The organism is Collinsella sp. TF09-1AT (genome assembly GCF_003436895.1).
Classification (GTDB): Bacteria; Actinomycetota; Coriobacteriia; order Coriobacteriales; family Coriobacteriaceae; genus Collinsella.
In genome coordinates this window covers 103,227-123,706 of record NZ_QSRC01000007.1, presented here as the reverse complement: position 1 = coordinate 123,706, position 20,480 = coordinate 103,227, and the positions used below count along the sequence as shown (strand labels likewise).

Genomic DNA, 20,480 nt, shown 5'->3' with positions numbered 1-20,480 from the left:
AAACTCGGCCGGAAGGATACGTATATGTACCAGACGCGTAAGATCGGTGTGGTCGGCCAGGGCCACGTAGGAGCACACGTTGCCAACAGCCTGCTTATGCAGGGCATTGCCGACGAGCTGTACCTGTGCGATATCAACGAGGCCAAGGTGACGTCCGAGGTCCAGGACCTGCGCGACTCCCTTTCGTTTGTCCCGTACAACACCAAGATCGTCAACTGCTACGACCACTACGAGGAGCTGGCCTGCTGCGACGTCATCGTCAATGCCGCCGGCAAGGTCGCGCTGGCCGCTGGCAGCCGCGACGGCGAGCTGTTCTTTACCACCGACGCCGCGCGCACCTTTGCCAAGCGCATCGTCGACGCCGGCTTTGACGGCATCTTCGTGAGCATCTCCAACCCCTGCGACGTCGTGTGCACCGAGCTGTGGCACCTGACCGGCTACGATCCCAAGAAGATCATCGGCTCGGGCTGCGGTCTGGACTCCGCCCGCCTGCGCACCGAGATCTCCAAGAAGATCGGCGTGAGCCCCAAGTCCATCGACGCCTACATGATCGGCGAGCACGGCTTTAGCCAGCTTGCCGCCTTTAAAGCCGCGACCATCGCCGGCAAGAGCCTCAACGAACTTCAGGCCGAGAACCCCGACAAGTACGCCTTCGACCACATGGAGGTCGAGGAGCTCGCGCGCAAGGGCGGCTATGTGACCTACGCCGGCAAACAGTGCACCGAGTACGCCGTCGCCAACTCCGCCGCGCGCGTCTGCGCCGCCGTGCTGCACAACGAGCACGCCGTGCTTTCGGCCTCTACGCTCATGACCGGCCAGTATGGCGAGGAGGGCATCTTTACCTCCCTGCCGTGCGTAATCGGTGCCGAGGGCGTCGAGGAGGTCTACACGCTCGACCTTTCCGAGCACGAGCTCGAAGGCTTCCACAAGAGCTGCCAGCACATCCGTGACAACATTGCCCAGCTCGACTGGTGGGATGCCGAGGCCTACGACGCCAAGTAGGTCGTCGATTGACGCAATACTTTGCACACACAGATGCAATGCAGAGCGGGCCGCGCCGGAAACCCACCGACGCGGCCCGCTTTTTACGCACGCTGTTCGCTTGCGAATCGAAGGTGAATACTTTTCCCGGTACCTAGTACTGCTCGACACCCATATAGCGACGAACCTCGGGGCTGTGGTCGAACACCTTGCCGCGGGCGGCGCGCAGCTCGCAGCTCATCGCGTAGAAGAAGATCGGCTCCAGGAACGAACGCACGCTGGCCGGCACCTCGCCCACGCCGTACTCGAGCGCATCGAGCACCATGACCGTATCGGTATGCGTGTTGAGGAATGCGAGCGCGCGCTCCTCCATGGGACGGCACTCGCCCGATCCGAGCTGCACAAAGTAGAACACGCCGGGCTCGGTGGCCTCGAAGGGGCCGTGGAAGTACTCGCCGGAGTGGATGTAGCAGCAGTGCTGCCACTGCATCTCCATGAGCGAGCAGATGGCCATAGCGTAGGTCTGGCTAAAGTTGGGGCCGGAGCCCAGGATGTAGAAGAACTTGTGCTGCTGGCAGAGCTCGGCAAAGCGGTCGCCCAGCTCCGCGTTGACCTTCTCGCGGGCGGCGGGCAGCAGCGCGTCCATCTGCTTAAGGCCGGCATACATGTCGGCGAGCGCCTCGTAGCCTTCCTGCTGGTCGAGCAGCTCGGCAGCCATCAGAACGCCGATGCCCTGCGGGACCTCGGCCTGCGACTCGCCCTTGCCCCACGGATAGACCCAGGTGGTCCACTTGCCGTTGTCGATCTTGGAGCCCGCATAGTCGGTCATAGCCACGACCTCGGCACCGGCAGCCAGCGCCATCTCGCAACCGTCGACGACCTCCTGCGTGTTGCCGCTGTGGCTGCAGGCGACGACGAGCGACTTCGGCCCCAGGCTCTTGGGGGCCATCAGGCAAAACTCGCGCGCGGTGTAGACCGTCGAGGCAAACGTGGTGGCCTCGCGCTTGAGCAGCTCGTTGGCCGGCATCAGGTCGATCATCGAACCGCCACAGGCGATCCAAAAGACGTTCTCGATCTTACCCTTGCGCTCGATAATTTCCTGAATCAGATCGTGTGCGTTCACCGTGACGCTCCTCCTTGTGTGGCGGCTTTGAACGACGACAGCTCGTACCTGCGATCGTTCTATGTTGTCCTATTTATAACATGCGAACTGTCACAGGTGAAGTCGTTTCAGCAAATTTGTTCTATGTTGTTCTGTCTATGGGCGTTAGATGTCAAACAAGTAGCGCGAGCCCACGATCTTTTGGCGCCCGAGCAGCAGGGGCCGCCCGTCCGCATCGGTAAAGTACGCCTCCATATAGAAGAGCGGCTCGCCAACCGGCACCTCCAGCAGCGGGGCCGCCTGAGCATCGGCAAGCGCAATCTCCACGGTGCAGGGGTCGGACTTGAGCGGTGCGCGGCCCGAATGCTCGGCAACGAACGCAAAGATCGAGTTATCGGCGAGGTCCTTATCGGCCAACGTCTGCAGGTAGGGATGATCGGCCAGCACAAAGGCGTTGTTCTCGAGCATGACGGGCACGCCATCTGCCGTGCGCACGCGCTCGACCACGATAAGCTCGCAGCCGGGCTCCACGCCAAAAAAAGCCGCGTCCTCGCGCGTCGCCGCGACCACCGTGCGCGACACCAAGCGTGCTCCGGCCACCATGTCGTTGGCGGCGCAGCCCTCGGTAAAGCTCTGGACATCGCCTTTCTGGCGAATCTTGCGTTTGAGCTTGGGGGCGCACACAAAGGTGCCCCTCCCCTGTTGGCGGTTGAGATACCCCGCACGCGACAGCTCCTCAATGGCGCGGCGCACGGTAATGCGCCCCACGCCGTAGGACTTCGCAAGCTCCATCTCGGAAGGAATGCGCGAGCCGGGCGCGTACACGCCGCGCGCGATCTCGCCCTTTAGGTCGTCCATGACCTGCTGGTACAGCGGCACGGCGGACACGTCGGCACGCTCGGTTTTATCGTCAGTTGCCATCGTTACGCTCCATCTCGCGCATGCTCGGACTCAAACTCTTCAATCGCCGCCATAAACTGCTCGCCAAAGGCATCGGCCTTTTTCTCGCCGATGCCGTTGACCTGAATCAGCTCGTCGCGCGTCTGCGGACGCAGGCGGCACAGGCCGCGCAGGGCCTTGTCGGAAAAGACCATGTACGGCGCCATCTCGAGCTCGGTCGAGATTTCCTTGCGCAGGGCACGCAGGCGCTCGAACAGCTCGGCATCGTCGCCCACGCGCGGGCGCTGATCCAGCTCGGCCTCCTCGCGCAGCAGATCCACCGCACGGCGAGCGCGGGCCGAGGCCTTGCGCTTGGACGCGCGACGCTTAACGGTAAAGGCAAACGCCTCCTCTTCGACCTCGCCGGCACGCGGACCCAGGCCCACGACCGGGTACTGCCCCTGCGAGGTTGCCAAATAACCGCGGCCGCACAGCTGGCCGATGATGTCCTTGATGCGCCCGACCGATTCGCTCGACAGTTCACCGTAGCCGCGGCCCTCGTCCAGATGCATCTGGCGAATGCGCTCGGTGTTGCCGCCGTGAAGCACATCGGCGATGAGCGACTTGCCAAAGCGCATGGGCCGCGTGGCCACATAGCGCACGGTGGCGCGGGCCATATCGGTGACGTCCTCGACCTCGAACTGCGTGAGGCAGTTGCTGCAGTTGTCGCAGCCCTCGGCGTCGTCCGTGACAGCGCCGCCTACGGCCGCATGCTCGGCCGCGGCCTCGTCGCCAAAGTAGCGCAGCATGTATTCGCGCAGGCAGCCGGTGGTATTGCAGTAGCCTTCCATCTGGCTGAGCAGGCGGTATCGATTCTGGAGCGCCCACGCGCGCTGCTCATCGTCGAGCGCCTCGTCGGCCGCATCGCCGCGGTCGATCAAAAATCGCCGCATGCGAAAATCGTTGCCATTCCACAGCAGGTGACAGCTGGCAGGATCGCCATCGCGGCCGGCGCGACCTGCCTCCTGATAGTAGGCCTCGATGCTCTCGGGCACGTTGTTATGGATGACGTAGCGCACGTTGGGCTTGTCAATGCCCATGCCAAAGGCGTTGGTGGCGACCATCACCTGAATATCGTCGTCGATAAAAGCGCGCTGGCTTTGGCGACGGGCGTCGTTGCCCATGCCGGCATGGTAGCGACCAACGCGAATGCCGCTGGGGCCCAGCGCCTCGGCAAGCTCGCTCGCGAGCGCATCGACGGTCTTGCGGGTCGAGCAATACACGATACCGCTCTCGCTCGAATGCGCGATCACATAGTCGCGCACCCAGGCGGCCTTAGCCTTGTCGCCCATCTCCTCGCAGCCAAAGTAGAGGTTCTTGCGATCGAAGCCCGTCACCACGCACGCGGGGTTTTGCAGGCCGAGCATCTGCTGAATGTCAGCACGCACGCGCTCGGTCGCCGTAGCGGTAAAGGCCGCCACGATGGGGCGCTGCGGCAGGGAATCGATGAACTCGCGAATCTGCAGGTAGGCGGGGCGGAAATCCTGGCCCCATTGGCTTACGCAGTGGGCCTCGTCAATGGCCACGAGCGGCACGCCGATGCCGCCGTCCGCCGCGGCCTCCTGCGCAAAGGCTAAAAAGCGCGGCTCGAGCAGGCGCTCGGGCGCCACGTACATAAGCTGGTAGCGACCCTCGCGCGCCCGCTTGAGCACGGTGTTTTGCTGGGCCGGAGTAAGGCTGGAGTTGAGATAGCTGGGGCGTGCACCCGCCGCGAGCAGCGCGCGGGTCTGGTCCTCCATAAGCGACAGCAGCGGGCTCACCACAAAGGTGATGCCAGGCAGCATGAGCGCGGGCACCTGGTAGCAAATGGACTTGCCGGCGCCCGTGGGCATAACGCCCAGCGCGTCGCGGCCGCCAAGGATCGCATCGACCATGCGGTCCTGCCCCGGGCGAAACGAGGTGTAGCCAAAATAGGCGCCGAGCGTGTCGAGCGCCATCTGCTGCATGCTATCGGTCATGGTTTCCTAACGTCAGAATCCTCTGCCGCCGATTATACGCCGCCACGCGGACCAGCGCCGAGCTGCCGCTAGCCACGAGCAACGCGTTCCGAAAGGACGAGAGTGGATTTTTGGACACCCGACGAACGAGAGTGGATAATCTCCCACTTTAAGGCCGCCACCGGACCTAAAACGGGAGATTATCCACTCTCGTTTTCTATCCCGAACTACATCACCATAACGTAGCGCGATCCCACGTAGTACTGCTTACCCATCAGGACCGGCTCGCCGTTGGGACCGGTAAAGCCGGCACGCAGGTTGAGCAGCGGATCGTGCGGAGCAATGCCCAGCTCGGCCGCCTGCTCGACGTTAGCTCGAACGGCCTCGACCGTGCGGTAGCCAACCGAGACAATCGGCGTTCCACCAACACGCTCGACCTCGGCAAAAATCGACTTGTCCTCAAGATCGGCCGTCAACAGCTCACGGTAGGCGTCAAACGGCACAAAGATGTTCTCCTCAAATATGGGCTCGCCATCGGCCGTACGCACGCGCTTGATATGCAGCAGCAGCGCGTCCTTCTGCAGGCCAAAGAACTCCATCTCGTTTTGACGCGCCGGCACAATCTGGCGATCAACCACGTGCGCGCCGGCCTTCATGCCGTTGTCGGCACATAGCGCGGAAAAAGTCTGCAGCGTCGAGGCATGGAACTGGCGGTTGATGTGCGGCGTGGAAACAAAGGTGCCGCGACCCTGTTGCTTAACCAGGTAGCCATCGGAGCACAGCTCCTCGACGGCGCGGCGCACCGTAATGCGGCTCACCTCGTACTGCTCGGCAAGCTCAAGCTCGGACGGGATGCGCTCCTTAGGTGCATAAACACCTTTCTCGATCGCTTCCTTGATCTCGTCGTAAATCTGCTGGTAAAGCGGTGCATTTTTGGGCGCTGGCATATCTGATCACTCTTATCAAAATATCGAAATAACTAATACGTATATAACGTCTTTTTATATGTTACCTCAGCTTGATAAAACGATACACCGCATACAGCAAATCTTTACTTGCCGTCGTCCTGCTGCAAGCTTTCCTGATCGTGCAGACGGGCCTGCCTGCTGGCCATGCGCGCGGGCTTGTCGGGATCGGGTACGGCCGTAGGCATGGGCTCGTCGACATGACCGCCCCACCAGCCGCCCACAAAGTTAAGCGTGTGGAACACATTGATCACGGCGCCGGGGTCGACGTCGCACACCAGCTTGACGATATCCTGGCTCTCGTAGGTCGAGACAACGGTGTGCAGCAGGTACATCTTTTCGCGGCTGTATCCGCCAATGACCTCGGCGCAGCTAATGCCGTGCTGAAAGTGATTGACATAGGCGGTCATGACCTCATCTGCCTCGCGCGTCGTGATCTGCAGCGTCACGCGGTCGTAGCGGCGATAGAAGCTGTCGATGGTCTTGGTCGAAATAAATTGAAACACAATGGAGTACGCCGCGTTGTCCCAGCCAAACATAAAGCCAAAGATCGCCAGGATAAAGCAGTTAAAACCAAAGATGACGCCCCAGATGGTCTTGCCCGTGTGGTTGGAGACCCACAGAGCGATAAAGTCGGTACCGCCGGTGGATGCGCCGGACTTAAGCGCGATGGCAGCGCCCAGGCCCGAGACCACGCCGCCAAAAATGATGAGCATGATCTTGTCGCCCAAAAACGGGGCGAAGTGAAAGATATTGAGGAACAACGACGAGAGCACAACTTGCATCATCGAGAAGATTACGAAGCGCTTGCTAATGCCGCTCCAGCATAGGAGCGCCACGGGGATGTTGAGCGCCAGCATGCCGAGCGAGATGTCGATGTGAATGCCGCCAAGCGAGGTAACGCGATCGAGCAGGACCGCGACGCCGGTGAGACCGCTCGGAAGCAGGTCGGCAGGCTGAATGAACGCCTGAATCAGAAATGTCTGAAGAATGGCGGAAATCGTGACCGCCACGGCAGTAATGGCGCGGCGGACGATGGTGAGGCGGCCGAGCACGAGCACGCGGTCCGTGAGCTGATCGATGGCGTTCGCCACGTAGGCTCCTTTCGAAGGCAGATGTAATTGTGGGGCATGCCGGCGATTGTAGCATGGAGCGCGAGTGGGCGCTTCAATTCACCCTCTCTCGACAACCAAAACGAGCCAGCAGCTCCCCAACCAAAGAGCCAAATTCTAAGTGAGTAGACTTTTTACGATCTGCCGAGCACACCAAAAACTGCCACCTCTGTGACCTGCGGTTTTACTAAGGCAGATGCGCTTTGTACTTGGCCTGAACCAAAAAGTCTACTCACTTAGTCCGAGTCGAAGCCAAACGGATCAAATCGAAGCCAAAATGAGCCAATCCACCGCAAAAGACGCGTGAATCGGTACTTCTCGCGGCGAACTGACGCTACAAAGCGGTCAAAATGTCGGCAAGGCTATCGATGATGGTGTCAGCGGCGGACTGATCCAGGTTGACGCCCTCGTGCGGACGCAGCGCCAGGACGCGGGCGCCGGAGCGCTTGCCGGCCTCAATGCCCATAGGCGAGTCCTCGATAACCAGGCACTCGGCCGGCTCAACACCCAACGCCTCCATGGCGCGCAAATAGATCTCGGGGTCGGGCTTAAACGCACTGCACTCATGGCCGCTGATGGTGTAGTCCAGCACGTCGGCGATACCGGCAATCTCCACCAGCTCGTCGATGAGCTCACGGTAGGACGAGCTCGCGATGGCACACTTCACGCCGCGCTCGTGCAGCTCACGCATCACCGGCTCCGTCTGCTCGTTGAGCAGCTCGGCATACGGAACGGGATGGACCGGGCTGTAGACCTGCTTGTACTCCACGCGCAGGCGCTCGCGCAGCTCAACATCGTCGGGCACCAGCGACTTCCAAATGGCGGGCTCGTTAGACCCCGAAAGATCGGGGATCTCGTCAAAGTGGAACCCTTTCTCTTCCATAAACGCCACGCGGCGACGATTGTAGAACCACTCGGTATCGACCAGCACGCCGTCCATATCAAACAGCACTGCCTTGATCATACGCATCTCCTCCCACTTGCCAAAAAGGGACGGGTTTATTTTGGTAGGTTTTATCTGGGGTTTTGCGGCGCGTGCGCACACGCCCTCCCCAGAGCAAAAAAGGGGACGGGGCAAAACCCCATCCCCTCTCAATCAACCCGTAAGGTTAACTTACTTGTGATTAGTAGGAAAGCTTCCACATGTAGCGACGCATGGTCAGCGGGTGCTGACGGGCCTCGGCGATCTGGTTGCCGTACTCGCGCATAACGGCGAGGTGCAGCAGCGGGTTGAAGTAGGTGACGACGCTTGCCGGCACGGCGTCGGCCAGACCGTAGTCCTTGGAGTCGATCAGAGCGACCTTGGCGCCCATGCGCTGCAGGAAGGTGAGGGCGCGAGCGTCCATCGGACGGGTAGCGCCGTCGGACATGAAGAAGACGTAGGGCTTACCCTCGGTGGAAACCTCGAACGGGCCGTGGAAGTACTCGCCGGTGTTGTAGGCGGCGGCGTCGATCCACTGCATCTCGGTGAACAGGAAGGCGGCGTGAGAATAAGCCATCTTCTCGGAGGCACCGGAGGCCATGAAGTAGATCATCTCGTCGTCCTTGAAGTCCTGGGCGAACTGCTTGGCGAGGCCCTTGGCGGACTGAGCGGCGTTCTCGCAGAGCTCAAAGACGTTGGTGAGGCCGGTGATCATGTCCTCGTAGTGGTCATAGCCCTCGGTCTGCTGAAGGATCTCGAGAGCAAGGGCGATGGCATAGCCGGGCTTCTCGCACTTGGCAGCATAGTTGGCGTGGAAGCCGTGAACGATGACGTGGTCGGCGTCGACGGTCAGAGCGGAGCCAGCCTTGTTGGTGAGGGAGACGACCGGGCAGTTGTGCTTCTTAGCGGTCTTGTTGGCCTCGACGGTCTCGGGCGTGGAGCCACCGAGGGAGCAGGTGATCACGAAGGTGTGCTCGTTGACCCAGGAAGGCGTGTCGTAGTTGAACTCGTTAGCGGTGAAGATCTGAACGTTCAGCTTGTCCGTGTTGTTGGCCAGGAAGTACTTGGCGGGGTAAAGATCGGACATAGAAGCACCGCAGCCGACGAAGGCGACGCTGTGGATCTCGTGGTTGGACAGGACGTCAGCGACGATCTGCTTAGGGAGGTTAAGGTCGATCTCGTACATCTGACACATTCCTTTCGAATTTTTGCGGCGTCACATTGCCGGACGCTCGCAGGGTTACCGTGGCTAGGACCGAGTCGCCGGCCCGTTGAGGATGCGACAAAGGGACAGTCCCTTTGACACATTTAGGGATGGAAGCCTGCCTGGGGTATGGGATGCCAGGCAGGCCCCCGGGGGAAAGCGGTTAGACGCTGGGTCGCGACTAGGCCAGGATGCCGGCCGCGGAGAGGGCGATGCCACCCACGATGGCGATCACGAGAAGCCAACCGGTGTTGACGTTCTTCTTGATGAGCCAGTACATAAGGCCGGTGAGGCCAAGGGAGATCATCTGGGGCATCATGCCGTCCAGGATGTCCTGGATAACGACGGTACCCTCAGCGAACTGCAGCGGGGTGGTGGCGCCGATCAGCGTAGCGATCATGCCGCCCACGGACATAAGACCCACGATGCCGCAGACATACATGAGCTTCTCCATGAGGTCGCCGCCCTGGAGCTTGCTCAGGTACTCATGGCCGCCCTGGTAGCCGATCTTGGCAGCGAACCACGTGATCAGCACGGAGGGCACGATGGAGATGAGCATGGCCAGGATCGGGCCCATGATGGAGCCCTGCTGAGCCAGCTGGACGCCCAGACCAAAGGCGATGACGCGGATGGTGCCCTGGAAGAAGGAGTCACCGATACCGGAAAGCGGGCCCATGAGGGAGGTCTTGACCGCGTTGATCGAATCGGGGTCGAAGTTCTCGGGATCCTTGGCGTACTCCTCCTCCATGGAGGCGGCGAGGCCCAGGACGAAAGCGCTCGTCTGCGGGGTGCAGTTGTAGAACGCCATGTGACGATGGTAGGCCTCTTTCTTAGCAGCGAGCTGCTTGGGGTCAGACTCGTCGGGGTAGAGGCGATCGAGCGTGGGAACCATGCCGTAGAGGAAGCCCATGTTCATCTGGCGCTCGTAGTTCCAAGAGGCCTGGATGGCCCAGGAGCGCCAGAAGAACTGGCTGACCTTCTTGTTCAGGGACACGTCCTTGGTTGTGGTTGCCATAGTGTGTTCCTCCTTAGTCTTCGTCGTCTTCGAGCGGATCGTAGTCGGAATCGACACCGGCGGCTGCATGGGAACCGTTGAACTTGAAGCCCATGAAGACGACAGCCAGGCACACACCGATCAGAGCGACCGCGATGACGGACAGGTTGAGGTAAGCGGCGAGCAGGAAACCGATGAACAGGAACGGGGTCATACCCTTCTTGATCATCATGGTGAGCAGCAGGGCCAGACCGTAGGCGGTCATGATCTTGGTCGAGACGTTCAGACCAGTAGACAGCCACTCGGGAACCATGTTGACGATGGCCTGGACCAGGTCGGTACCGACAAAGACGGCCAGGAAGATCGGCAGGAAGTACATGATGGCGTACAGACCGGAGCCGGCGCAGATGTGCATGCGGTAGGCGGTCTTGAACTTGCCGTTATCGATCGCGCTATCGGCCACATGGGTGAGGGCGGCGATGATGGAACGGAACACGATGCCGAGGAGCTGACCCAGGACGGCGACCGGGATGGCGATCGTCATGGCGGTCTCGGCGGAAGCATCGGTCAGGCACGCGAAGGCAGCTGCCACGATGCCGCCCAGGACCATATCGGGCGGAACGGCGGCGCCGACCTGCACCAGGCCCATGGACACGAGCTCGACGGCGGCACCGACGGCAAGGCCGGTGGGCACATCGCCCAGCAGCAGACCGACGAGCGTGGCGCCAACGAGGGGCTGCTCGAAGTTAAGACGACCGAGCAGGCGGGAGTCCCACATGCAGAACACGCCGACGAGGCCGACGAGCACCGCACTGATGAACGTATTCATACCCTTCTCCTTTCAGTCAGGCAAAAGCCTGGTTGATTACAGCTTGGCGTCGATGTCGACGCTCTGATACGTGGGGGTCTGCTGGACGTAGAGCTTGATGCCCATGTCGAGCAGCTGGTTGACGTCGGCCTTCTGGGTGGCGTCGAAGAAGACGGAGCTGTCCTTGCCGCCGACCTGATCGGCACCGTCGTGGTTGGCGGTGGCGCCCAGGTTGATGGCGTCGAGCTTGTAACCCTGGCAGAACTGCAGCATCTCGGCCGTGTTGCCAAAGACGAACATGACGCGCTCGCCGAGGGTGTTGAGCTTGTCCATCTTGGCGAGGGCACGCTCGACGGTGAAGACGTTCAGGCGCACGCCCTGGGGCTTGGCCAGCTTAAGAGCACCCTTCTTGATGTCATCGTTGGCGGCAGCGTTGTCGACGACGATGATGCGCTCGGCCTGAACCTTGGTGGTCCAGGTAAAGACGACCTGGCCGTGCAGCAGACGGTAGTCAAGACGTGCGAGGACGATCTTGGCGGGACCGGAGCTGTGACGGGGCGCCTTGGCCTTCTTAGTGGGGGCCACGGCAGCCTCGATCGGCGCGTTGGGGTTGGTCAGACCGGTGCGGGCCTCGTTGATGAGGGCCGCGAGCTCGGCGCCCGTGACGGGGACGGGGCTCATAGCGAGCGTCAGTGCCAGCGGAATGTTGAAACCGCTGATCACCGTGAATGCCGCACCGTTGCGGGAAAGCTCGACCATGCTGTTGTTGACCGAGCTGCCGAGCATATCGGTCAGCACATAGACGGTGTCGTCCGCGTTGAACGTGGCGATGAGGGCGTCCACCTTGTTGGTGATGGGCTCCTTGTCGTCACGAGCAAGCGACACGACGTGGACGTTCGACACGTCGCCGAGAACCATCTCGAGCGTGTCTTTGGCGCCTGCGGCCAGGCCGCCATGAGATGCGAGAATGATCTGATTCATCTTGCCTCCTCCTTTTCGTTATGGTCATTATAACGTCTTATACGTTGCGGATATTGATGATTAGTATATAAACCGTTCACGGATGAAAAACGACCGTTTACGGGTTTAACGTACCTGAAACGTTGGGGCTGGGCAGGCCGGCGCTGGCTGGATAACCCCAGGTCGGACGCCGCGCGCAATCCCCTATCGCACGAAGTACCAGGGGCTTTCCTGCACGGTGGGCTCCAGCGCGATGCCGGTGCGCTCGCGGAACAGATCCATGTCCTGCGATTTCTCCGTCCACCACGCGTTGGGCTTAAAGGTCATGCTCTCGACAATACGTTTGGCAATGACGCTGTTGCGCAGCTTGGAGAAGTCGGTGTTCATGATCAGGATGGACATGAGCACCAGCGCAATGCCCAGGACCTTGATCGCGCCGGCGGACTCGGCATAGATACCAATGCCGACCAGAACGGTCGCCACGGTTTCGAACGAAGCCACGACCGGCACCTTCGACGTCTCAAGATCCATCGAAAGGCCCTGCATATAGAAGATGTACGCAAGAGCCGTCGGAATAAAGCCAAAGCCCGCGAACAGCAGAATGAGCTGCGGGGACATTGCCGCGGCTACATCGGACCACGGAGCCGAAAGCACCGCCATAAAGCATCCGCCAAAGACAAAGCCCCAAAACGTCACCGCCAGTGGATGCAGCGTCTTGGTGGCCATGCGGCTAAACACCGCCAGCAACGCGCCGCAAAGTCCGGCAATCACACCCGACGCGACGCCCCAGGCCGAGAAATGGAAACCGGACAGGTCGCCGCTCGTCACCGCGAGCACACAACCCACTATGTTAAAGACGATGGCGACGAGCTTGTTGGGGGTCACGTCCTCGCGATAAAGCACGCGGCCGAGCGCGACGCCAAACACCGGCGAGGTATAGAGCAGCACCGAGGCCGTGGACATGCCCACCTCGCCCATGCACTCGTAATAGCAGGTGTTGGCGGCGGCTAAACCGACGATACCGACAAGTGCGCAGGAAACAAGCTCTTTAGGGCTTGCCTTGAACAGGGCCAGCGGACCCGAGGCTTTTCCCTCACGAGCACCTCCCTGGCAACTCATAAATGCCAAGACCGGAGCCATCAAGACGGCACCCGACAACAGGCGAAAGGCCGCCATGCTCTGAGACGAAACGCCCAGGGCCGATATTCCGTTAACAAAGATTCCGATGGTGCCCCACATTAGCGCGGCGATCAGCACCAGCACATAGCCCAGATTGCTCCTCTTCAACGCAGCCTCCTCGGTATTGTTTCCAATATGTTTCATGCTACGTTATAGTCGTTATATACATTTATCAAGACTGAAATCGGCGAACGGGAAACTTTTGAAACAAGGAGTGCCCCCAACTGCCGGCAGAAAGGGAACGTCCCCAAGTGCCGCTCTAGCAGTTGCGGTGAAATAGTTCTCAGACAGAGGTTTCACGCCCCCAAACAGGAACTATTCCACCGCAACTTATGAGGGGTATTGGGCTGTTAGGCCGCTCTATCCCTTAGTAATCCAGCTTCCACATGTAACGGCGCGTCATGTAGTCCTTGTGGGTGACGGCGGAGAGCGCACGCATGTAGACGTTGTTGAGGATCGGGGCAAAGATCAGGTGGTTGAAGTACTCGCTCACGCTGTCCTTGATGTCGTTGAGGCCGAGCTCCTTGGCGTCGAGCTGGTAGACGCGCTCGCCACCGTACTGGTTGACGAAACGGATGCCGCGCTCGTCGTTGCAGCGGCTGCGGCCGACGCTGATGAGCTGGAACAGCGAGGTGCGCTTGTCCAGGATCTCGAAGGGGCCGTGGAAGAAGTCGCAGGTGTTGATGGTGCAGGAGTCGATCTGCAGCATCTCCTGCACGTTGCAGATGCTAAAGACGTAGGCGGCACCAAAGAGCGGGCCCTGAGCCATGACGTTGATGCAGGGCTTGTCGGCGTTCTGCTCGGCCCACTTGGCAGCAAGCGGACGGGTGTACTCGACGGCCTTGCGATAGATGGGGTCGACCAAGTCGAAAGCGGCCATAGCGGTCTCGTACTCGGCATAGCCCTCGGTCTGCTGCGTAAGCTCCATGGCGATCATGGTCACGACGGCGGAGTTGGTGCGGCCCATGCAGGACTCGTCGACGGCCAGGCTGTCGTACTGGATCTTGTAGTCGCAGACCTCGGTGAGGGCGGACTCGTCGACATAGATGGCGATGGTGCTGGCACCGTGGTCCTTGGCGACCTGGGCGGCGACGATGGTCTCCTTGGTGCCGCGCATGGACACGACGACGGCCAGGGTGTTCTCGTTGACGTAGGCCGGGGTGGCATGCACGAACTCGTTGCTGGTGTAACTGGAGCTCACGACCTGCGTGGCCTCGTGCTCCATAAAGTACTGGGCAGGATAGTTGCCGCCGTTGGATCCGCCGGCGCCAATCCACACGACGCGCTTGATGCCGCCCTTGTCTGCCTTGTCAGCCAAAACCTGGGAGACGACGTCCTTAACCTGTTCCTGAGTAGTCATCGTGCATCAGCCTTTCTTCTCGTTTGATGCTCTCGATGGCATACAAGTTACATACACGTTTTGGTTATGTCGACTAGTTGTATGCTATATTTGTCTTAGATATTTTGCTGATACGGTATATAAATACTCGTTACCAGCGGTTTTGTTGTTGAATTGGATACATGCTTGATTAGGCAAGCATACAGGTTAGATACAGGTTAATCACATGAGCGCTTCATCTAAAAAGAAACTGGCCCAATACGAGCGCTTGGCGGGCATGCTGCGCGACCGCATCGCTGCCGGCATCTACGCCTGCGGAGACAAGCTGCCGTCCGAAATGGAGCTCATGGACGAATCGGGGCTGTCGCGCAGCACTGTGCGCCATGCCCTTAAGGTGCTTGTTGACGAGGGCCTGGTTCGCACCGAGCGCGGGCGCGGCGCCTTTGTGGCTGACACGCCGGCGCTCCACGAGAACAACCTGGTGTTTTCGAGCTACACGGCGCAGATCCAGGGCCAGGGCATGAAGCCCACCACGCGCACGGTGGACTCGGGCTTTGCCAAGGCTGCCGGCGACGTGGCCAAGTTTTTCGATGCCGCCGTGGGCAGCAAGCTCGTCAAGCTCGTCCGTCTGCGCTATCTAGACGATGCGCCGCTGTGCTTGGAGACCACCTATCTGCCGCCAAGTTTTGAGGCGCTCATCGATCGCGATATCAACGGATCGCTCTACACCGCACTGCGCCAGGAGTTCCATCGCGCGCCGGCGCAGGGGCACAAGACCTTTGAGGTGTGTTATGCCTCGCAAAACGAGGCGTTTTTGCTCAATGTGAAGCGCGGGCAGGCGCTGATTCTGATCACCGACTACGTCTACGACACCGACGGCCGCCCGCTGCACATCTCCAAGCGTATCCAGCGCACCGACCGCGCCAAATACACCGAGCCCATCGGCTAACCACCACCAAAACCACCACAATGGGGACAGGCACCTTTGTGGTGGTTTTTAAGGTTAACGCGCCAAAAACGGCCGATTTTCGAGAGAAACCACCACAAAGGTGCCTGTCCCCATTGTGGTGGTTTTAGGCGAGGAGGTCGGGGAACCAGGTTGGTTTGGGTTGGTTGGGGACGCGCTCGGCTAGGACCAGCTCCATCCAGCACATGTCGTACCAGCGGCCGAACTTTTGGGCGCAACGGTCGAAGGCGCCCACCAGGCGATACCCCATATGGGCATGGAAGTCCTGGCTGTTGTGCGTCAGATACTCGTCGTCTTTGTCGTGCGGTACGGCGATGAGCGCGCACATGTTGGTGATGCCCATCGCGACCAGGCATTGCTTGAGCGCATCGTGCAGCTTGCGACCCAGCCCACCATGGCGCACATCGCGCGCCAGGTAGATTGACGTCTCGACCGACCAGTCGTATGCCTCGCGGCTGTTGAGCGGGCTCACGTAGGCATAACCCACCGGACGCCCGTCCAGCTCCATCACCAGATACGGATAGCGCTTGAGTGTACGCTCGATGCGCCCGGCGAACTCCTCAACGCTCGGCACCTCGTATTCGCAGGTAATCGCCGTCTGGCGCACATACGGCTCATAGATGGCAAGCAACGCCGGCGCGTCTTCGGGCGTCGCCAGGCGAATCGTCGGCTCGGACATCTCGGCCATACAACCCTTCCCTCTCAAAAGCAAAGGCCGCCCCGCGCCAAACCCAGGTGCAAGGCGGCCCCTCGTCATTACATCAACCTACAGGACAGCCGCCAGCGCGTCGATGTCCTCCTGCGTCGTGGCCCAGCTGGTGCAAAAACGTACCACGGTGTGGGCCTCGTCGTACTTTTCCCAGTACTCGATCGAGGCATGTTCGCGAATGCGGGCCATGTCCTCGTTGGGCAGAATCACGAACTGCTGGTTGGTCGGCGTCTCCAAGAAGAACTGGTAGCCGCGCTCGTGCAGCACGCGACGAAGCGCCTGCGCGGCCTCGATTGCCTGGCGACCAACCTCAAAATACAGGCCATCGGTAAAGAGTGCCTCAAACTGCACGCCCGTCAGGCGGCCCTTGGCAAGCAGCGCTCCGTGCTGCTTAATGCGCGGAATGGGATGTGCCGGAGCGTGCATGCCGCAAAACACCACGGCTTCGCCGCAAAGCGCGCCGCACTTGGTGCCGCCAATGTAGAACACGTCGCACAGCTGTGCCAGCTCGGGCAGGGTAATGTCGCACTCATCGGCTGCCAGCGCATAGGCCAGGCGGGCGCCATCCACAAACAGCGGAATCTGGCGCTTCTGGCACACCGCATGAATCGCCGCGAGCTCGGCCTTGGAGTACAGCGTGCCGTACTCGGTCGACAGGCTCACATACACGGCGCCCGGGAATACCGTGTGCTCGTAGCTCTCGTTTTCGTAGAACACCTGGATATAGTTTTCGAGATCCTCGGCGTGCATCTTGCCCTCGTAGCCGGGGATGGTGAGCACCTTGTGGCCGCCAAACTCGATGGCGCCCGCCTCGTGGCAGGCAACGTGGCCAGTCTCGGCAGCAACGACGCCCTCGTACGGCGCAAGCAGCATGTCGATCACCGTCGCGTTAGCCTGCGTGCCGCCCACCAGGAAAAACACGTCGGCGTCAGGCGCCTGGCAGGCCTCGCGAATAAGTTGCTTGGCACGCTCGGTATGTGCATCGGTACCGTAGCCGGGTTGCGGCTCCATATTGGTGTCGACGAGCGCCTGCAGCACCGCCGGATGTGCGCCGTGGGAATAGTCGTTGTTGAACGCGAGCATGATAATCCTCTCTAGCCGGGCACGAGCCCGATGATTCAGATGGGGCTATTGTACGCCGCCCGGATAAGCAATGCGCGCGGCAAGGCACTCGAGCGCCAGCACCAGGGCAAAGCCGCAGCTCACGTCACTCAAAAAGTGCGCGCCAATCACGATGCGACCAAAGGCGACGAGCGCCGCAACCACAGCGGCGACCCAAAAGACCACGCGGCGGCGCGACGGCTTTTCCTTAAAGGTCGCCGCGGGAAGCCCGGCGAGCATAAGGCCGATCGCCGCGTGTGCCGTGTGTCCGCTCGCAAACGACTTAAAGCCGTCCTTGATCACGCCGGCGGCGATATAGGCCCACTTGTCGGGGTTACCGATCACCCACCACGGCTGAAAATCGAGTCCCTGCGTCACCGCGATCACGCGCATGCGCGGGCGCGACCACAGCGGCTTGACGATCACGTTGAGGATGACGGCCTGGGCGACCCACACGGCAAGCACCATCAACGCCCAGCGCGTGAGCTCTTTGGGATCGGTATCGCGCGTGAGGCGGCAGACGATAAGGTTGGCGGCGATGACCAGCACAAACGTCAGCACCAACTGTGCTGCGACAAGTTTGCCGCCAACCCGCAGGGACGAAACGACCTCGTAGCCAGTCAGACCGACGTTGACAAGGATGCCGAGCACGGCGAGCCATTTGCTCCCCCTGGAGTCGGGACGCACCGCGCGCACGAGCATAACGCCCGCGATGCTCGCCGTCAGCTCGAACGGCAGCTCGCCGGCGGCCTCGATAAAGCGGCCGTACATGCTAGCGATGTTAAACAGCGCGCTCGAGATCTGATAATCGAAAAAGCTGCCCACGCACAGACAAAGGCACAGGACAACCGCGATAGCAGCGGCATCTTTCTTGTAAATGTACCCGAACATGCTTTCCTTTCGATGGGGCGAAGGGTCGACCCGCAACGTGGTGGGACAAAGTTATCAGTAGTTTTTGTCCCAGGGTTGCTTGCGTTGACAGGCTCGATGCGACTGTCGCACCTGGGACAAAACTACTGATAACTTTGTCCCTCCGACTTACTTGTTAGTCGTCGTCGCTCGCACCCAGCTGCTGCAGCAGCATGAGTGCGGCCGCCACGGGGCCGATGCCGTCGTTGGCGTCGAGACCGCGGCCCAGGCCGCTGCCTGCGCCGGCGCCCGCCTTGTAGGGCACCGATAGCTTGCGGCTCTTGGGGAAGTTCACCGCGCCATAGCGAGTCTTGAACTCAAAGGCCACCTTCTTGGGCACGTCGACGCCCAGGAAGGTAATGCGCCCGCCGCTGAGCGTGACACTCTCGAGCCCCAGGCGCTCGCCGCGAATACGAATGCGCGCGCGGTTGAACAGGTTGAGTCCCGCCAACGGCAGCTCGCCATGCGCGGCCTCAGTCTCTTCCTGCACCTCGTCGATGCTCTCCAGGTCCTCGGCCGCCGCGAGCTTACGGTACACGAGCACGCGCTGATCCACCGCCGGCAGGTACTCCTCGGACAAGAAGTAGTCGGCCGGCAGGTTAATGCCCACGTTCGCCGCCTCCACGCCGGCATCGTCGTCGCCGCGCGCCTCGGCCACGGCCTGGCCCAGCATCTGCGTAAACAGGTCAAAGCCCACGCTCGACAGGTTGCCGTGCTGCTCGGCGCCCATAAGCGAGCCGGCGCCACGAATCTCCAGGTCGCGCATGGCGATGCGCATGCCGCTGCCCAGGTCCTGGAACTCGGACAGTGCGGTCAGGCGCGCCGTTGCCTCCTCGGTAAGCGGCAGCTCGCCCGGGAACATAAAGTATGCGTAGGCCTGCGTAGCCGAGCGGCCCACACGGCCCTTGAGCTGGTAGAGCTGTGCCAGGCCCAGGCGCTGCGAATCCTCGATGATAAGCGTGTTGGCGCACGCGTTGTCGATACCGCTCTCCACGATGGTCGTGGCAATGAGCACGTCGATCTTTTTGGTCGCGAACTCGATCATCACGTCCTCGACCTCGCGCGGGCTCATCTTGCCGTGCGCCACGCCCACGCGCGCCTCGGGCGCGGCCTCGTGCACGCGCGCCACGGCGTCGTCAATGGTCTTGACGCGATTGGACACGTAGTACACCTGTCCGCCGCGACTCACCTCCAGGCGAATCGCTGCACTCACCACGTCGGGGTCGTACTCCCCCACGTGCACAATCACGGGACGACGCCCAGTCGGCGGTGTCGTGATCAGGCTCATGTCGCGCACGCCGCTCGTGGCCATCTGCATGGTTCGCGGAATAGGCGTTGCCGAAAGCGTGAGCACGTCAATCTGCTCGCGCAGGTTCTTGAGCTGCTCCTTGTGCTGCACGCCAAAGCGCTGTTCCTCGTCGATGATCACCAGGCCCAGGTTCTTGGGGTTCACATCGGCCGAAAGCAAGCGGTGCGTGCCGATGAGCACGTCGATCGTGCCCTCGGCAAACGCCTTGAGCGCGCGCTTTTGCTGCGCCGGCGTGCGGAAGCGGCTGAGCACCTCGACCTCAAGGCCAAACGGGGCAAAGCGCTCAAAGAAGGTCTCGTAGTGCTGCTGGGCCAGAATGGTCGTGGGGCAGAGCACCATGACCTGACGGCCGGAGTCCACACACTTAAACGCCGCGCGCAGGGCGACCTCGGTCTTGCCAAAGCCCACGTCGCCGCACAGCAGGCGGTCCATGGGCTTGGGCGCCTCCATGTCGGCCTTAATGTCGGCGATAGCCTCCAGCTGGTCGCGCGTCTCGTCGTAGGGGAAGCTCTCCTCCATCTCGATCTGCTCGGGCGTATCGGGCGGACAGGCGATACCGGTAATCGACGAGCGGCGCGTATACAGGTCGACCAGATCAAACGCCAGCTTTTTGGCGTTCTTGCGCGCCTTGTTGGTGGCACGCGTCCAGTCGGCGGTATTGAGCCTAGTCAGGCGCGGCTTGTCGCCGTCGGGGCCAACATAGCGCGTGATGCGGTCGACCTGCTCGAGCGGCACGTAGAGCTTGTCGCCATCGGCATATTCCAGCAAAAAGTAGTCGCGCTCCTTGCCGCCCACTTCCTGGCGCGCAATCTCGCTAAAGAGCGCGATGCCATGCGTTGCGTGCACCACGTAGTCGCCCGGCTTAAAGGGGAAGGTGATCTGCGTAATGTCGACCTTGCGGCGGCTGCGGGCACGGTTGGCATCCATGCGGGCGTTGAGGTCGGCGATCGAGAACACGGCTAGATTGGCATCGGGCACCACCACGCCCTGCGGCAGAGCGGCATCCACAAAGGTCACGCGCCCGCGCGAGATGGTGGGCACAG

18 protein-coding genes are annotated in these 20,480 nt (G+C 61.1%); 2 read left to right on the top strand and 16 right to left on the bottom strand.

The genetic code is table 11. The features are described from left to right. The first annotated feature begins 24 nt into the window (after positions 1–24). On the top strand, positions 25–1,002 hold the full coding sequence (locus tag DXC90_RS07595) for an L-lactate dehydrogenase (protein WP_117735446.1): 978 nt from the start codon (positions 25–27) through the stop codon (positions 1,000–1,002). Positions 1,003–1,135: 133 nt separating this feature from the next. Here the strand turns inward: DXC90_RS07595 and DXC90_RS07590 are convergent, their stop codons facing one another. The 12 genes from DXC90_RS07590 to DXC90_RS07535 form a co-directional block, all read right to left on the bottom strand. Next, positions 1,136–2,104 carry an SIS domain-containing protein gene (locus tag DXC90_RS07590; protein WP_117735445.1) on the bottom strand — a complete coding sequence of 323 codons (969 nt, stop codon included), beginning with the start codon at positions 2,102–2,104 and terminating at the stop codon, positions 1,136–1,138. Positions 2,105–2,248: 144 nt separating this feature from the next. After that, positions 2,249–3,004: a GntR family transcriptional regulator gene (locus DXC90_RS07585; protein ID WP_117735444.1), complete on the bottom strand. Its 756-nt coding sequence runs from the start codon at positions 3,002–3,004 to the stop codon at positions 2,249–2,251. A 2-nt stretch (positions 3,005–3,006) separates the two neighbouring features. Continuing rightward, positions 3,007–4,980: an ATP-dependent DNA helicase RecQ gene (locus DXC90_RS07580; RefSeq protein WP_117735443.1), complete on the bottom strand. Its 1,974-nt coding sequence runs from the start codon at positions 4,978–4,980 to the stop codon at positions 3,007–3,009. Positions 4,981–5,186: 206 nt separating this feature from the next. Then, positions 5,187–5,906 carry a GntR family transcriptional regulator gene (locus tag DXC90_RS07575; protein WP_117735442.1) on the bottom strand — a complete coding sequence of 240 codons (720 nt, stop codon included), beginning with the start codon at positions 5,904–5,906 and terminating at the stop codon, positions 5,187–5,189. A 104-nt stretch (positions 5,907–6,010) separates the two neighbouring features. Further along, positions 6,011–7,018, bottom strand: a complete 1,008-nt coding sequence (locus tag DXC90_RS07570; RefSeq protein WP_117735441.1) for a YitT family protein — start codon at positions 7,016–7,018, stop codon at positions 6,011–6,013. A gap of 352 nt (positions 7,019–7,370) precedes the next feature. Beyond that, positions 7,371–8,000, bottom strand: coding sequence for an HAD family phosphatase (locus DXC90_RS07565; protein ID WP_158550245.1), 630 nt, complete (start codon positions 7,998–8,000; stop codon positions 7,371–7,373). A 160-nt stretch (positions 8,001–8,160) separates the two neighbouring features. Beyond that, a complete protein-coding gene (locus DXC90_RS07560) occupies positions 8,161–9,144 on the bottom strand; it encodes an SIS domain-containing protein (protein ID WP_233502247.1) in 984 nt (327 codons plus the stop codon). A 199-nt stretch (positions 9,145–9,343) separates the two neighbouring features. Continuing rightward, the gene (locus tag DXC90_RS07555) at positions 9,344–10,177 is read right to left on the bottom strand and encodes a PTS system mannose/fructose/sorbose family transporter subunit IID (protein ID WP_117735438.1); all 834 of its coding nucleotides are present in this window, start codon (positions 10,175–10,177) and stop codon (positions 9,344–9,346) included. A gap of 13 nt (positions 10,178–10,190) precedes the next feature. Next, a complete protein-coding gene (locus DXC90_RS07550) occupies positions 10,191–10,985 on the bottom strand; it encodes a PTS sugar transporter subunit IIC (protein ID WP_022095161.1) in 795 nt (264 codons plus the stop codon). Positions 10,986–11,021: 36 nt separating this feature from the next. Next, the gene (locus DXC90_RS07545) at positions 11,022–11,945 is read right to left on the bottom strand and encodes a PTS mannose/fructose/sorbose transporter subunit IIAB (RefSeq protein ID WP_117735437.1); all 924 of its coding nucleotides are present in this window, start codon (positions 11,943–11,945) and stop codon (positions 11,022–11,024) included. 183 nt (positions 11,946–12,128) lie between these two features. After that, complete coding sequence (locus DXC90_RS07540) at positions 12,129–13,211, bottom strand: DMT family transporter (RefSeq protein ID WP_158550244.1); 1,083 nt, start codon at positions 13,209–13,211, stop codon at positions 12,129–12,131. A 259-nt stretch (positions 13,212–13,470) separates the two neighbouring features. Further along, positions 13,471–14,463 (bottom strand): SIS domain-containing protein, encoded by a 993-nt coding sequence (locus DXC90_RS07535; RefSeq protein WP_117648180.1) that lies wholly within the window; start codon positions 14,461–14,463, stop codon positions 13,471–13,473. Between the two features lie 205 nt (positions 14,464–14,668). Here DXC90_RS07535 and DXC90_RS07530 point away from each other — a divergent pair, with 205 nt between their 5' ends. Further along, complete coding sequence (locus tag DXC90_RS07530; protein ID WP_117735435.1) at positions 14,669–15,391, top strand: GntR family transcriptional regulator; 723 nt, start codon at positions 14,669–14,671, stop codon at positions 15,389–15,391. A 124-nt stretch (positions 15,392–15,515) separates the two neighbouring features. Here the strand turns inward: DXC90_RS07530 and DXC90_RS07525 are convergent, their stop codons facing one another. The 4 genes from DXC90_RS07525 to mfd all read right to left on the bottom strand — a co-directional run. Next, positions 15,516–16,097: a GNAT family N-acetyltransferase gene (locus tag DXC90_RS07525; protein ID WP_117735434.1), complete on the bottom strand. Its 582-nt coding sequence runs from the start codon at positions 16,095–16,097 to the stop codon at positions 15,516–15,518. Positions 16,098–16,175: 78 nt separating this feature from the next. After that, complete coding sequence (locus DXC90_RS07520; RefSeq protein ID WP_117735433.1) at positions 16,176–17,201, bottom strand: low specificity L-threonine aldolase; 1,026 nt, start codon at positions 17,199–17,201, stop codon at positions 16,176–16,178. A gap of 45 nt (positions 17,202–17,246) precedes the next feature. After that, the gene (locus DXC90_RS07515; protein WP_117735432.1) at positions 17,247–18,110 is read right to left on the bottom strand and encodes a phosphatase PAP2 family protein; all 864 of its coding nucleotides are present in this window, start codon (positions 18,108–18,110) and stop codon (positions 17,247–17,249) included. A gap of 154 nt (positions 18,111–18,264) precedes the next feature. Beyond that, the coding region (gene mfd, locus DXC90_RS09615; RefSeq protein ID WP_199406650.1) for a transcription-repair coupling factor at positions 18,265–20,480 on the bottom strand (2,216 nt) is incomplete at its 5' end.

Bases quoted from the DNA above. Each gene is read 5' to 3' on its own strand.
- DXC90_RS07595 (WP_117735446.1), top strand. From the start codon at position 25: ATGTACCAGACGCGTAAGATCGGTGTGGTCGGCCAGGGCCACGTAGGA.
- DXC90_RS07585 (WP_117735444.1), bottom strand. From the start codon at position 3,004: ATGGCAACTGACGATAAAACCGAGCGTGCCGACGTGTCCGCCGTGCCG.
- DXC90_RS07580 (WP_117735443.1), bottom strand. From the start codon at position 4,980: ATGACCGATAGCATGCAGCAGATGGCGCTCGACACGCTCGGCGCCTAT.
- DXC90_RS07575 (WP_117735442.1), bottom strand. From the start codon at position 5,906: ATGCCAGCGCCCAAAAATGCACCGCTTTACCAGCAGATTTACGACGAG.
- DXC90_RS07565 (WP_158550245.1), bottom strand. From the start codon at position 8,000: ATGATCAAGGCAGTGCTGTTTGATATGGACGGCGTGCTGGTCGATACC.
- DXC90_RS07560 (WP_233502247.1), bottom strand. From the start codon at position 9,144: ATGTACGAGATCGACCTTAACCTCCCTAAGCAGATCGTCGCTGACGTC.
- DXC90_RS07555 (WP_117735438.1), bottom strand. From the start codon at position 10,177: ATGGCAACCACAACCAAGGACGTGTCCCTGAACAAGAAGGTCAGCCAG.
- DXC90_RS07550 (WP_022095161.1), bottom strand. From the start codon at position 10,985: ATGAATACGTTCATCAGTGCGGTGCTCGTCGGCCTCGTCGGCGTGTTC.
- DXC90_RS07545 (WP_117735437.1), bottom strand. From the start codon at position 11,945: ATGAATCAGATCATTCTCGCATCTCATGGCGGCCTGGCCGCAGGCGCC.
- DXC90_RS07535 (WP_117648180.1), bottom strand. From the start codon at position 14,463: ATGACTACTCAGGAACAGGTTAAGGACGTCGTCTCCCAGGTTTTGGCT.
- DXC90_RS07530 (WP_117735435.1), top strand. From the start codon at position 14,669: ATGAGCGCTTCATCTAAAAAGAAACTGGCCCAATACGAGCGCTTGGCG.
- DXC90_RS07525 (WP_117735434.1), bottom strand. From the start codon at position 16,097: ATGGCCGAGATGTCCGAGCCGACGATTCGCCTGGCGACGCCCGAAGAC.
- DXC90_RS07520 (WP_117735433.1), bottom strand. From the start codon at position 17,201: ATGCTCGCGTTCAACAACGACTATTCCCACGGCGCACATCCGGCGGTG.
- DXC90_RS07515 (WP_117735432.1), bottom strand. From the start codon at position 18,110: ATGTTCGGGTACATTTACAAGAAAGATGCCGCTGCTATCGCGGTTGTC.